We start from the raw sequence: 14,365 nt of genomic DNA, 5'->3' as shown, positions 1-14,365 counted from the left end.
GGGAATGGTAATTTAGTGAAAGGTTCCTTATTTTTCCCCTGTATATGCGAAATCTACCCAACAGAGGTCGGCAAATGTTCGGTTGAAATATTTGAATTGACGGTTGTATAAGTGGATCATTTTGAAGCGCAAACATGCTGATAACCAAGTTTATATCATTTATTTGTCCGTTGCACAAAAGTTATATTGTTATATCCTCAAAAGTTCAAGTAAGGCAACTGACCCATGCATCAAAAATTCAAAAAGCGAACAAAGATTCAGCCAATTAGTTTGTTTCATGTGGCAGTTTCATAAAAGAACTTAGCATTAGTACAGATATTGAAATAAACGTTAATGTATGCCTAAAAGGAACAGTAATCGGAAAGTTTATTTCCGGTTCCTGTTTCTTCTTTTATACAAATAGAAAGAAAAATCAGTACTATTTTACAAAGTAATCCTTTATTCAGGTTTGGACTATGTTTAAAGTACACCAGATGATAAGATTGTTGATTAACTTGAATGCACACAAAACAAAACGATTAACCATAGTAAACAAAAGAAAAAACCACATACTTTTGTCTGATATACAAATTGAAGTTCCGCTGATAAGATAATACTGTACTGTTTGATAAATTATTATTATAAAAAAGGGGTATGACAAATGAGGAATGTAACAAATAAAAACCCATTTATATTCTTAAATGAACGCCAACAGAGAATTACGGATATAGTAGAGAAAAACGGATCAGCAAGGGTCTCTGAATTAAGTAAAACGTTTGAGGTAAGTGAGGAAACGATAAGGAGGGATTTAGAGAGACTTGAAAGGGATGGATTTATAAATCGTATACATGGAGGTGCAGTTAAACATTATCTTGATGACGGAGTGGAGATTCCTGTTCTAAAAAGACAGGAATCTCATATTGAGGAGAAAGAGATGATTGCGAAAAAAGCTGCTTCATTTGTTGAAGATGGAGATATCATTGCTATTGACGCTAGTACAACAAGCTTACAAATGACTAAATATTTGAAAGATAAAAGTCTGACAGTTATTACTAATTCGATCCCAGTTACATTAGAATTAGTTAAAGAAGAAGGGATTGAAATTATATTAATTGGCGGATATGCATCGGAGGAATCTATGTCACTTGTAGGTAATTTCGCAGAAAGGGTGATCCAGGATTATCATGTTGATAAATTCTTCTTTTCCTGTATGGGGATTGATATCAATAGAGGGGTAAGTGAAATACATGAAGCGCAAGCACTTGTAAAAAAACAACTGTTGCATATATCGGAAACACTATTCCTTTTAGTTGATTACAGTAAGTTCGGGGTAAAGTCTTTGATTGGATTGTGCGAATTGGAGGATGTAGATTATTTAATATCAGATAATAAAGTATCCATTGAGAAGATTAAGGAATTAAACAACCTTGGAATTAAATCCCATTTTGGTGATGATGGATAATTCAGTAACGCTTTTTGAAATTCATATTTATATTATAATAGCTCATTCTTTTCATTTAGACAGAATTTTAGATCACTGTTTTTTTGGGATGAATTTGCGAATATATTTTATTTCAAAGTTGTATGTTGGGTAAACACATAATTAAATGTTTATTATCTCCTGATAAAACAATATTTTTTGTTGAAAAACAAAAATACAAATGCTATAGTATAATACAAGATGAAGATTGTGATTATTTAAATCTTTATTTTTTGAATCTAATGTTAACGATTTCATAGCCAATCATGTGAATTTGATTGGTTGATCGAGTCTAGGGGGGAGTTAAATGGTGAAATTGGGACCGTCTTTAATGTGTGCGGATATGGGAAATTTACAGGAGACTATTGTAAGGTTAGATCATAAAAGAGTGGATTTTTTTCATTTTGATGTCATGGACGGCCGCTTTGTACCGAATTTTACTTTGGGGCCTGAAATTGTTAAATCGTTGCGACAATTAACAAAAGCATCATTTGATATACATCTTATGATTGAAGAGCCGGAAAAATATATAGACGTGTTCATTGAGGCAGGCGCAGATATGATTTCGGTTCATGCCGAAGCAACTATTCATTTACAGAGAACCCTTCAACTTATACGTAATCGAGGCCTAAAAGCGGGGGTTGCATTAAATCCCTCCACACCACTTTATAATTTGGATTATATATGGGATATGATTGATTATGTGGTTTTAATGACTGTTAACCCTGGGTTTGCAGGTCAAAAGTTTATCCCACTAATTTATAATAAAATTGAGCGTTTAAATCAATTAATAGCGGAAAACAATTTATCGATTGATATCCAAGTGGACGGAAATATAAGTTATGAAACTATTCCAAAGGTGTTGGAAAAAGGTGCGGATATGTTGGTGTGTGGAACTTCCTCTTTATTTAAAAAGGATAAATCTTTGGAACAAGCAATGGATGAACTGAACAATTTTATGAACAGCCGCTGCAGCACGGCTGAATCCTAAATTCAAGTAAAGGGCGGTAACAAATGAATGTAACAGTGGTAGGGAGCATCAACATAGATACCGTTGCAGTAACAGACAAATACCCAAAAAGAGGTCAAACCATATTTGGGAACAAAATTGAGTATTTACCCGGTGGCAAAGGCGCAAATCAAGCTACAGCTGTTGCCCGTTTAGGGAAGTCGGCAAACATGATTGGTGCTATCGGTAATGATATATATGGAGATAAACTAGTTGATAGTTTAAAAGAATCAAATGTGAATACGTATTTTATTAAACGTTCTGATTCACTGGCTACGGGAACAGCGATTATTACAATTGACCAAACGGCTGAAAATACGATGTTGGTATTAAAGGGTGCTAATGAAGATTTAAATATAAATGATGTTGAAAATGCTTTCAATAAAATCCATGATAGTGAAGTTCTTCTGGTACAAATGGAAGTGCCACAAGACACTGTTATCAGAGCGATGCAATTAGCAAAGGAAAAAGGTATGTATGTTATTTTGGATCCTGCTCCTGCTGAAGGTATTACAATCAAAGCCCTGGATTATGCAGACATTGTCACTCCCAACCGCCAGGAAACTTATTATATGCTTGGAATTGATGTGGTTGATATTGATAACGCTTTAATGGCAGCTGAAACTTTTGAAAATATGGGTATAAAAAATTCCATCATTAAAATGGGTGATAAGGGTTCTGTAGTGTATCAAAGCGGAGAATGGGAATACATCCCATCCATCTCTGTTGAAGCTGTTGATAGCGTTGGGGCAGGAGACGCGTTTGCAGGTGCCTTAGCCTGTGCAATAACAAATGGATGCGATCTTGTATCGGCAGCTCACTTTGCAACGGCCGTTGGGGCATTGAAAGTAACAAAGCTGGGCGCGCAAATGGGAATTCCGACAATTGATGAAGTGAATGATTTTTGCAAGAAAAAAGGGTTAACACATTGCTATTTAAAAGAAAGCTCAGTGTAAATAAGGGGGCGATCATTTTGAGTGAATTTATTTTGCAAATGAAAAATATCAGTAAAACTTTTCCTGGTGTTAAAGCATTGGATGATGTTGAATTAGAGGTTAAGCATGGGGAGGTTCATGCTTTAGTTGGTGAGAATGGAGCAGGTAAGTCTACACTTATTAAAATATTAGCAGGTATACACAAACCGGACGCAGGGGCGCAGTTCTTCTTTGAAGGAAATGAAATTGAAATCAATAAGCCTAATGATGCGACTATGAAAGGGATTTCTATCATTTATCAGGACTTGAGTCTGTTCCCGAATTTATCCGTAGCAGAAAATATTTATATCGGGCAGGACAGTCATAAACGCTCGTGGAACAAAATGAATTGGAAGAAAATAAAAAACAAAGCTGAGGATGCATTAAATGAATTGGAATCGGATATTAATCCAAATTCTGTTGTTGAACAGCTGAGTATTGCGCAGCAGCAATTAGTTGAAATAGCTCGAGCACTGGCATTTGATTCCAAATTAATTGTAATGGATGAACCAACCTCCTCATTATCATCTGATGAAGTGGAAAAGCTTTATAAAGTGATCAACAAGTTAAAAAAGCGCGGTATATCAATCATTTTCATAAGTCATAAGCTTAGGGAACTATTTGAGGTTTCAAATCGTTTTACAGTATTGCGTGACGGTAAGTTTGTGGGTTCCTATGTCGCCAATCAAACGACTGAGCAGGAATTGATCAAAATGATGGTAGGCCGCAGTGTTACTTATGAAAAAAATCAATCGAAGACTGAGGTTGGTGAAACAATCCTTAATGTGAGCAATTTCTCTAAAAAAGGAAATTTTAAAGATATATCTTTTGACTTAAGAAAAGGAGAAATTTTGGGACTTACTGGACTAGTTGGTTCAGGGCGCACGGAATTGGCCCAAGCCATATTCGGAGTAAGTTCTCCAGATACCGGATCTGTAAAGCTTTTTGATAAGGAAATATCGATTAAAAACTCTGAACAGGCTGTCAAACATGGTATCGCTTATATACCAGAAGCGAGACAAACCCAAGGACTGGTTTTGGAACAATCGATTGTTAATAATATTTCATTACCAGTCATTAAGAAGTTACGAAATAAATTTAAACTTATTAACAGAAAAAAAGAAGTTGAAATAGCAGATGAATATGTTAAAACACTGGATGTACGTCCCCCTTTACCTGAATTAAATGCTGAAAAATTTTCTGGGGGAAATCAGCAAAAAGTTGTCATTGCCAAGTGGTTATCAGCAGACCCTAGCGTTGTTATTTTTGACGAACCTACGAATGGTATAGACATTGGCGCCAAAACAGAGATTCATAAACTTATACGAAGACTAGCTAATGATGGAATAGGAGTTATCGTAATCTCTTCAGAATTACCTGAGATATTAGCAGTCAGCGATCGAATACTCGTTATGCGCAAAGGGCGCATTTCAGGCGATCTGGGGGTTCAAGAGGCGACGCAAGAAAAAATTATGAATTATTCATTGGAAGGATCGGGGAATGTAAAAACGAATCAAGTTGCAAATCACTCAGATGAGGTCACCCAGGAGGTTTAGTATGAAATCGCTTTTAAGACAAAAAGAATTCAGTATTTTCGCAATCATTGTTGTGATTAGTATTATATTATCAATTGTAAGTCCTGCATTTCTTACAATCGGTAATTTGTTGGATGTGGTTGAAGGTAATGTTGTAATGGGTATATTGGCTATCGGAATGACCTTAATAATCATTACTAGTGATATTGATGTTTCGGTTGCGGCCATAACAACCGCCGTTGCTGTTTCAGTTGGAGCTCTATTCAGTTATCTCCCAGATAGTTGGATTTCATTGGCGATCATTTTCCTAATCGCTCCTGTTATAGGTTTACTTATAGGTTCAGTCAATGGTCTTTTGGTTTCGAAAATCCAGATCCCAGCAATTGTTGTAACATTAGGAACTTTAAATATTATTAATGGTTTAGTGCTTTATTTTACAAACGGTCGATATTTAAACAGCACAAACTTTCCAAAGTCATTTCTTAGTTTTTCAAATGTCGAAATATTCGGTATACCAATTTTAATTTTTATACTGGTCTTTGTGGCAATACTCACTTGGTATATTTTAAAACACACATTCATTGGTCGTTCAGTCATGGCAATTGGAGGTAATCAACAATCTTCAATACGTGTGGGCATTAACTACCAAAAAGTGAAATTGTTCGTATTTGCTTATATGGGATTTTTATGTGGAATAGCTGCAATTGCCCAAACAGCATACACAAAAGCGGTTGATCCAAACGGCTTATTGGGTCTGGAGTTGACGGTCATTGCTGCTGTGGTTCTTGGTGGTACAAACATTCATGGTGGCCGTGGAACGATTCATGGAACACTTTTAGGTGTATTGCTTCTTGCCTTGATACAAAATGGAATGATTTTAGCTCGAATTGATACATTTTGGCAGAACGTAGTTACAGGTGCGATTATAGTATTTGCGGTATCTTATGACCACATCAGCTATAAGAGACAACAAGAAAAACTTGCTAAAATTGAAGTCGCATAGGAGGTAATTAAATGAAGCTTTCAAAGGAAAATATTTTAGGTCTGATTGCACTTGGTACATTTTTGTTGATGAGCTTAATCGCTCCAGGTTTTCTTGGGTCAAACAATTTAACTAACTTTTTATTTCAACTTCCGGAATTTGGATTACTGGCACTTGCCATGATGGTAGTAATTCTTACGGGTGGGATTGACCTTTCCATTACTTATGTTGCGGCTTTGTCCGGTGTGGGAGCTGCACTGATGTTAACCAGTGGTTTTTCAATTATACCGGCAATATTAGTGGCCATTCTATTTGGTGTTGCATGCGGTGCATTCAACGGTTTTGTAATATCTAAGATAGGAGTTCCGGCAATTCTTGTTACGCTGGGAACCATGGTGCTGTTTGAAGGTGTGATTTTAGCTATAACGAAAGGAAATTCTATTTCCGGGTTTGGTGATACTTATAGTTTGATTGGAAATGGGTACTATATGGGGATAATTCCATTACCCATTTTAATATTTATCTTTTTTATCGTTTTGACTGCTATTCTATTAAATAAAACCAGCTGGGGACGAAGTGTTTACATGTTTGGTAATAATGACGTTGCCACACATTTCTCGGGAATAAAAAACAGCCGAGTACTTATGAAAGTTTATTTATATGTTGGTTTATTGGCAGCTATCTCTGCTATTATCATGACGTCACGGTATAATTCTGTAAAAGTGGATCTTGGCTCCGCTTATTTGTTGCAAAGTGTTGCTGCCGCCGTTCTTGGGGGAGCAAATATACATGGAGGATATGGAAAAGTCATGGGAACGGTTTACGCCGTAATCATTTTCCAAACGATTTCGAATGGATTAAATTTACTGGGTGCCCATAGTGCTATAGCAGATGTGTTTATAGGGGGAGTTTTGATTCTCGTTCTAACATTTAACTTTTTCTCAGATAAATTTAAAAGGAAAAAGGAAACACAAGCTTCTACCGCATAGAAAATAGTTAAGTAACGTGTTGTTTATCATTATAAGGGGGTGGTTGATTAAAGAATGAAGTGTGGGGTGAAATTCATATTCTTTAGGACAATCTAAAGTTTGACCTTGAATATTATCCAGGTTAAACAAATTTACGCTAAGCTGATGAGGGGGATTTTTATGAAAAGATTTACTTTAAGTTTGCTGTTGATTATAGTGATTCTCGGTATTCTAGCAGGATGTGTTTCCGAAGATGGTGGTAGTTCAAACGAAGATAGTGGGAGCGATGGGAATTCTGATAATGAAGGCGAAGCAAGCAGTGAAACTTCCAGTGATGAGGAATTATCCATCGCTGTTGTACCGAAACTTGTAGGTATTCCTTATTTCAATGCATCTGAAACTGGAGCTGAGAAGGCAGGAGAAGAATTAGGTGTTAATGTACAGTATACTGGTCCTACCGAGGCAGATGCTTCTCAACAGGTACAGAAGATTGAAAACCTGATTTCTCAGGGAGTAGATACGATTGCAGTGGCTCCAAATGATCCTGCATCTGTAGATCCCGTTTTGAAAAAGGCAAAAGATCAAGGTATACATGTTATGGACTGGGACACTCCAGCCAATGAAGTTGATTTGTCCGTCAAACAGGTAGATGATGAAGAATTTGGCCGTCATATGGCCAAGAAACTAGTAGAAGCAATGGGTACTGAAGAAGGAAACATTGCCATTTTGACAGGAGGATTAGCCGCAGCGAACCTAAATGCTTGGATTGACGCTGCGAAGGCGGAACTTGATGAGAATTATCCTGATGTTGAAATTGTGACGGAAAAAATACCGACAGATGAAAAACAGCAGGTTGCTTATCAAAAAACGCTTGATTTAATCAAGTCGTATCCTGACTTGGATGGTGTCTTAGCTGTTTCTACTCCTGCCCCACTAGGAGCTGCTCAAGCTGTGCAGGAAGAAGGATTACAAGAAGAAGTCTCGGTTGTAGGGTCTGCTTTACCAACTGATTCTCAACCATACCTTGAAGATGGTTCTCTTGACACTGCGGTATTATGGAACCCAGAGGATCTTGGATATTTGACTGTTGCACTTGGAAAAATGTTAGCTGAAGGAAAGATGCCTGAAGACGGTCAAGAAATCGAGGGCATTGGTCAAATTTCCGTTAAGGATGATGGTAAGACAGTTATTATGGGACCACCACAAGATTATACAAAAGAAAACGCAGGTGATTTTGATTTCTAAAAAAATTGTTGCCCCGTGACTATCGCCTGGGGCAACTTTCTACTTTTTCCTTCGCAGTGATTCCGCAGATTGCAGATAAAAGCATAATTGTTTCGAGGAGGACTATGATGAAAAAACAAAACTTTCAAATATATAATGAAAAAATTCGGGAACAATTTATGAAGTTAAAAGAAAGTTCTCCAGAGAATTTTCAGGAAAGATTAAAACTGTCATGGAGTAACTGGGGTTTTGGACTTGAAACATTAGAAGATTCTATTTTTAGATTAAAGGAAGCAGGATTACAATATATTGAACTTCATGGAAACCATTATGGGAAAGATCTCGGTTATAACATTGAGCAGACACTTTATTTATTAAACAAATATGATATGAGAGTATCAGGGGTATGTGGTATGTATTCAAGTGAAAATGATCTTTCCAGCAATATACCACAAAAACGGCAAGAAGCTATTAATTATATAAAAAGAGAACTTGAATTCACAAATGCGGTAGGAGGGGAATATTTACTGGTCGTTCCGGGAGCTGTTGGGCGTCCGGAACCTTACGATGAAACAGAATTTGACCGCAGTGCTCAAACGTTAAGAAGTCTAGGTGATTTTTTTAAGAAATACGATATTAAAGCAGCTATTGAGCCGGTACGTGCAGCTGAGGTTAGCTTTAATCATACAATTTCAGACGTTAAGAATTATATAGAGGCAGTCAACCATCAAGCAATCAAACATATTAATGGAGATATTTATCACATGCAATCTGAAGAATCTCACATTGGGAAAGCAATAATTGATGCCGGAGATCAATTGGTTAATCTTCATCTTGCCGATAGTAATAGAGGAGCATTAGGGGAAGGGTTTATGGACATTGATACAATTATAATGGCGCTGTATATAATAAAATATAATCAGGGTAATAAATTTTTGACGCCAGAACCATTGGGTCCAGGTGGAGATCCATACCCCGCTATGAATGCCAAACCTGATAAAAATAGACTGGATCATTTGGTCAAACAAACAGTTTCTTATTTTAAGGAAAGAGAGGAAGAGTTACTTAAGTTATAAAATTGAAAAGTTATAAACAAGCTTTATTAAGGAGGGGGAAAATTGTTGGATGAATTAAAAAAAGAAGTGCTTTTGGCAAATAAGAGTTTGTCAGAAAATGGTCTGGTCACCCTCACATGGGGAAACGTAAGTGGAATCGATAAACAGTCTGAGTTGGTCATTATTAAGCCAAGTGGAGTTCCTTATGAGGAGCTGACAATGGAAAACTTATCTGTTGTAAATTTAGATGGAGAATTGGTAGAAGGTAAAAAGCCGTCATCTGATACACCTACGCATTTATTATTATATAAACGATTTCCTGAAATAGGTGGGATTGTACATACGCATTCCCCGTATGCAACAAGTTGGGCTCAAGCTGGAAGAGATATTCCTGTGCTGGGCACTACACATGCCGATTACTTTTATGGGAGCATTCCTTGTACTAGACCGATGACTGAAACAGAGATAAAAGATAACTATGAATTGAAAACCGGTCATGTAATTGTTGAAGCATTTAAAAATAGACACTACAAAGAAACCCCTGGAGTTTTAGTACATGGTCATGCTTCCTTTAGCTGGGGTTCTAGTGCAAAAGAGGCTATTAATCATACAATTGTTTTAGAAGAAGTGGCTAAGATGGGGATGTGGACCGAACAGTTAAAAGGTGATGTTCTATCTATCGATCGAGCGTTACTTGACAAACATTATTTTAGAAAACATGGCAAATATTCATATTATGGTCAAAATTAGAATGGAGGTTCAGTCATGGGAAACAGGTATGCAATTGGAATTGATTTTGGTACAGAATCGGGGCGTGCTGTTCTGGTATCGTTGGATGATGGGCAAGAAATTGCTGACCATGTAACCAAGTATTCACACGGTGTTATAGACGAATCATTACCGGAAATGGGCCAAGAACTTGAATTTGAATGGGCTCTGCAACATCCTAATGATTATTTAGATGTATTGAAAAAGTCAATCCCAGAAGTGATTAAAAAATCTGGAGTTCCCTCTGAATATATTATTGGACTTGGAATTGATTTTACCGCCTGCACTATCCTTCCAATTAACGAAAATGGATCTCCTCTTTGTTTTGATAACAAGTGGAAAAACAACCCACACAGCTGGGTGAAATTATGGAAGCACCATGCTGCACAACATCATGCTAATCTGATAAATGAGATTGCCGAAGAACGAGGAGAAAAGTTTCTTGTCAGATATGGAGGCAAGCTATCATCAGAGTGGATGTTGGCTAAGATTTGGCAGATTTTGGATGAAGCGCCCGAGATATATGCTCAAACAGATCAATTTGTAGAGGCAACTGACTGGGTAACTTATCAATTAACTGGTAACTTGTTACGTAATAGTTGCACAGCTGGTTATAAGGCAGTATGGCATAAAGAAGAAGGTTACCCGAGTAACGATTTTTTTAAATCTTTAGATCCAAGGTTAGAGGATTTAGCTGAAACCAAACTGCGTGGTGATGTCGTCCCATTAGGTACATCGGCAGGACAAATCACACAGGAAATGGCAGAATTATTGGGGCTGCATTCCCAAACATTCGTATCGGTTGGAAATGTTGATGCCCATGCTTCTGTCCCAGGAGTTGGTGTTGTCACACCTGGAAAAATGGTTATGGCAATGGGGACCTCCATTTGTCATATGTTATTGGGTGAAAAAGAAGTAGAAGTTGAAGGTATGTGTGGTGTTGTAGAAGATGGTATCATACCTGGATATTATGGATATGAGGCTGGTCAATCTGCAGTGGGGGATATATTTGCGTGGTATGTTAAACAGGCAGCTCCCTCATATGTTGAAAAAATGGCAGAGTCAGAGGGGATAGATGTACACCAATGGTTGGAACGCAAAGCATCCCTATATGGACCTGGTGAAACAGGGCTCATTGCTCTTGATTGGTGGAATGGAAATCGTTCTGTTTTAGTTAATACTGAGTTAAGTGGCCTAATATTAGGTGTCACTCTTCAAACAAAACCAGAGGAAATATACCGTACACTACTAGAAGCAACGGCATTTGGGACACGCAAGATCATTGATGCGTTTCATGAGAATGGCGTAGAAGTGGATGAGCTGTATGTATGTGGTGGTTTACCACAAAAGAATGAGTTATTAATGCAAATTTATGCAGATGTGACTAATCGTATTATAAAAATAGCAGATTCTGCACAAACACCAGCTTTAGGAGCTTCAATGTTTGGTGCAGTAGCGGCTGGAGAAGCAAATGGAGGATATGATAGTATTGTTGATGCCGCAGAAAATATGGCGCGTATAAAGGACAAAACCATTAAACCAATTCCTGAAAACGTTAAAGTATACGAAGAACTTTTTAAAGAATACACTAGATTACACGACAATTTTGGACGAGGTCAAAATGAGGTTATGAGCCGATTAAAATCTATAAGATCTCAAACTAGTAAATAATAGCGATACATCTGCAAAAAATTCAATGAAAGAAACGGGATTTGGAATGAATATCCAATTCCTGTTTTTTTACTGTTAACTAAAGTATGACTGTATTAGATTGATGCAAAAAGAGTTATGAATATGTCAGAATAATTCGAACAATACTTTTAACAGACTACAATCAGAGCTGACGCATGAAATTTCTTTTCTATGAGGGGCAAGGGTTAAGCAACCAATAAAAAATTATTTTTTCGCAAATGAAGACTGGACTCCATTTATCAGATATGAGACAATATAGTGGGTTACTCTAAAAGGGGGCTACACGATGTCGACGAATGCTGATAATGATGCCAGAGTAATATCCGGACGTATATTTACGGAAGGTGAACTTGATGATGTAAGAGAAACAGTTGAGCTCTTTCCACACCTTAGTTATACAGAATTGGCTTTTACTATTTGCGAAGGGCTGGAATGGTTCACGGCAAATGGAGAATATAAGATCGCTTCCTGTCGAACGCTTTTAAAGAAATTAGAAACTGAAGGACAGATTGTTCTGCCAAAGAGACAATCTCCCCCGGAACGCCGTTCAGAAGAGGTCCATCCGGGACCTCAAACGGAACCTGGCGAGGAGTTATGCGGGGGTGTGTCTGACGTTGCCCCGATTCAACTGAAAAGTGCAGCGACAAAGGAAAGCAGACAATTATGGAATGAATATATGGAGCGTTATCACCCATTAGGCTATAAACGCCAATTTGGTGCTTACCAGCGTTATTTTATTGTTGGGGCAACACAGGAAGGTCCCCGCTATCTGGGCGAGATGTTATTTTCTGCCTCTGCGTGGGCCCTGACTGATCGGGATCAATGGATCGGGTGGAAGGAGGCTGACCGAAGTCAGCGACTAAATTTAATCGTTAATAATACAAGATTTCTTATTTTCCCATGGGTTAAAGTGAAAAATTTAGCGAGCCATGTTTTGGCTTTGGCAGCCAAGCAAATTCCTGCGGATTGGCAGCATCGTTATGGTTACGCTCCAGTTCTGCTTGAAACCTTTGTGGACACAGCACTTTATAAAGGTACGTGTTACCGGGCTGCCAACTGGGTTGAAGTTGGCCAGACAGCTGGACGGGGAAGAATGGATCGGTATTCCCAGTATCTATCCAGCCCAAAGCGTATTTATATGTATCCACTGCACAAAGACTTCAAAGATATTTTGTGCGCAAAAGGCGGTGTTAGCCAATGAGCATCAATAACGCAGACATCGCTCTTAACCGCGCTGCACGAAAAAGAAAACAACAGGAACTGCGTGATCAGAAGAAAAAACAAGGAAAAGACTATCCACCAACTCAGACCCTGCCTAATCGTAAGTCCTCCTCCAAAACACCGGAAGAAGAACAACAGATGATTCAACAGACAACGGAAGAAAAGCTCAAGGTATACGGGCGGTTCCTGCCGGGACTGCTTAAAAAACTGGGAAAAATCCCTGATCCCAGGAGTCCAAAGAAAACAAAGCACAAAATAACGGTGCTAATGATTTATGGTATTTTCATGTTTGTGTTTCAAATGACATCACGTCGAGAAACAAATCGAGATATGACAGGGCCGCAGTTACTGAAAAACTTACAGGCCACCTTTCCGAAACTTGTTGACATGCCACATCAAGATACGTTATGCCGCCTTCTGGAAAAAATCGATGTAGAATATATAAAAATGACATACATTGCGTTACTTAAGAAGTTGATACGTAACAAGATCTTTCAAAACTTATTGTATAACAAGCGCTATCTTGTCGCGATTGATGGGACACAAAAGTATACGATGGAGGAACAATGGGATGAGCGATTTCTTCGTCGGAAAATCACGGGAAGTGACGATGAATACCAGTATTACGCATATGTGTTGGAGGCTGTTCTCGTTTTTTCCAATGGCATGGTTATACCACTTGAAAGCGTATTTTTGGAAAACAGTAAGGAATTGGAATCCATTCAATCGTATGAGGATTGGAAGCAGGATTGTGAAACGAAAGCATTTCACCGTCTGACGAAGCAATTAAAAAAGCACTTCCCTAAGCTGCCGACGACACTGTTACTGGATGGGCTGTACGCTAACGGTCCCGTTTTAGAGGTATGCCGTAGAAACAAATGGCAGTTTATGGTAGTGCTTAAAGATAAATCACTTCTAGCGGTATGGAAGGAAGTGAACATTTTATTATCTCTTGATACAAGCCAGAAACATACGTATGAAAAGACATGGAAAGGTCGGGATCAACGATTCCAGTCAATGACATCGAATATAATTATGGACCAAATAACGCCAAAGTGCAGACCATGCACGTTGTCATTTGCGAGGAAAGTTGGGAGGAGGTTAATAAGAAAGGGCAATTCGAGGTAAAAACCTCACGGTTTGCCTGGATCTCATGTGCGCCTATAAACCGAAAAAATGTACACGAGCGCTGTAATTTATATGCGCGAAATCGTTGGCTGCATGAGAATAATATTTTAAAAGAGAAACATCAAGGATATCAGTATGAACATATTTTTTCTTATGATTGGAATGCCATGAAGGGATATCATTATTTGATGCATATTGCGCGCATGGTAAACGAAATGGCACTACTGTAACCGTCAAGTGAAAATGAACACTTTTCGCTAATTAATTTTGAACACTTTTTTCCTCAAAAATGGAAGAACGATGCTTCATTCGATAGCTTTCATCCTCTCTAAAATGAATGATTTCTGCTC

The 14,365-nt window shown here is 37.9% G+C and carries 12 protein-coding genes; all 12 read left to right on the top strand.

The annotated features are described in order from the left end of the window. The first annotated feature begins 640 nt into the window (after positions 1 to 640). The 12 genes from IEW67_RS06260 (at position 641) to IEW67_RS06205 (ending at position 14,015) form a co-directional block, all read left to right on the top strand. Complete coding sequence (locus IEW67_RS06260) at positions 641 to 1,441, top strand: DeoR/GlpR family DNA-binding transcription regulator (protein ID WP_188632203.1); 801 nt, start codon at positions 641 to 643, stop codon at positions 1,439 to 1,441. Positions 1,442 to 1,766: 325 nt separating this feature from the next. After that, entirely contained in the window at positions 1,767 to 2,450 is a 684-nt protein-coding gene (rpe, locus tag IEW67_RS06255) for a ribulose-phosphate 3-epimerase (protein WP_188632202.1), read from the top strand. Positions 2,451 to 2,473: 23 nt separating this feature from the next. After that, positions 2,474 to 3,424 (top strand): ribokinase, encoded by a 951-nt coding sequence (rbsK, locus tag IEW67_RS06250; protein ID WP_188632201.1) that lies wholly within the window; start codon positions 2,474 to 2,476, stop codon positions 3,422 to 3,424. 17 nt (positions 3,425 to 3,441) lie between these two features. Further along, the gene (locus tag IEW67_RS06245) at positions 3,442 to 4,998 is read left to right on the top strand and encodes a sugar ABC transporter ATP-binding protein (protein WP_229671685.1); all 1,557 of its coding nucleotides are present in this window, start codon (positions 3,442 to 3,444) and stop codon (positions 4,996 to 4,998) included. A gap of 1 nt (position 4,999) precedes the next feature. Then, positions 5,000 to 5,980, top strand: coding sequence for an ABC transporter permease (locus IEW67_RS06240; protein WP_188632200.1), 981 nt, complete (start codon positions 5,000 to 5,002; stop codon positions 5,978 to 5,980). Positions 5,981 to 5,991: 11 nt separating this feature from the next. Continuing rightward, positions 5,992 to 6,948 carry an ABC transporter permease gene (locus IEW67_RS06235; RefSeq protein WP_188632199.1) on the top strand — a complete coding sequence of 319 codons (957 nt, stop codon included), beginning with the start codon at positions 5,992 to 5,994 and terminating at the stop codon, positions 6,946 to 6,948. Positions 6,949 to 7,107: 159 nt separating this feature from the next. After that, positions 7,108 to 8,172, top strand: coding sequence for an autoinducer 2 ABC transporter substrate-binding protein (locus IEW67_RS06230; protein ID WP_188632198.1), 1,065 nt, complete (start codon positions 7,108 to 7,110; stop codon positions 8,170 to 8,172). A 104-nt stretch (positions 8,173 to 8,276) separates the two neighbouring features. After that, positions 8,277 to 9,227 carry a sugar phosphate isomerase/epimerase family protein gene (locus IEW67_RS06225; RefSeq protein ID WP_188632197.1) on the top strand — a complete coding sequence of 317 codons (951 nt, stop codon included), beginning with the start codon at positions 8,277 to 8,279 and terminating at the stop codon, positions 9,225 to 9,227. Positions 9,228 to 9,269: 42 nt separating this feature from the next. Further along, positions 9,270 to 9,956 carry an L-ribulose-5-phosphate 4-epimerase gene (locus IEW67_RS06220; RefSeq protein WP_308430713.1) on the top strand — a complete coding sequence of 229 codons (687 nt, stop codon included), beginning with the start codon at positions 9,270 to 9,272 and terminating at the stop codon, positions 9,954 to 9,956. A gap of 15 nt (positions 9,957 to 9,971) precedes the next feature. After that, complete coding sequence (locus tag IEW67_RS06215; protein ID WP_188632195.1) at positions 9,972 to 11,645, top strand: ribulokinase; 1,674 nt, start codon at positions 9,972 to 9,974, stop codon at positions 11,643 to 11,645. 307 nt (positions 11,646 to 11,952) lie between these two features. Further along, positions 11,953 to 12,867: a DUF4338 domain-containing protein gene (locus IEW67_RS06210; protein ID WP_188632194.1), complete on the top strand. Its 915-nt coding sequence runs from the start codon at positions 11,953 to 11,955 to the stop codon at positions 12,865 to 12,867. Beyond that, positions 12,864 to 14,015 carry a transposase family protein gene (locus IEW67_RS06205; RefSeq protein ID WP_188632193.1) on the top strand — a complete coding sequence of 384 codons (1,152 nt, stop codon included), beginning with the start codon at positions 12,864 to 12,866 and terminating at the stop codon, positions 14,013 to 14,015. Before IEW67_RS06210 ends, IEW67_RS06205 begins: the two co-directional genes overlap by 4 nt. Positions 14,016 to 14,365: the final 350 nt, after the last annotated feature.

Origin of the sequence: Lentibacillus kapialis (assembly GCF_014646635.1) — a bacterium.
GTDB classification, from domain to species: Bacteria; Bacillota; Bacilli; order Bacillales; family Amphibacillaceae; genus Lentibacillus; species Lentibacillus kapialis.
This window is presented reverse-complemented; position numbering and strand designations above follow the sequence as displayed.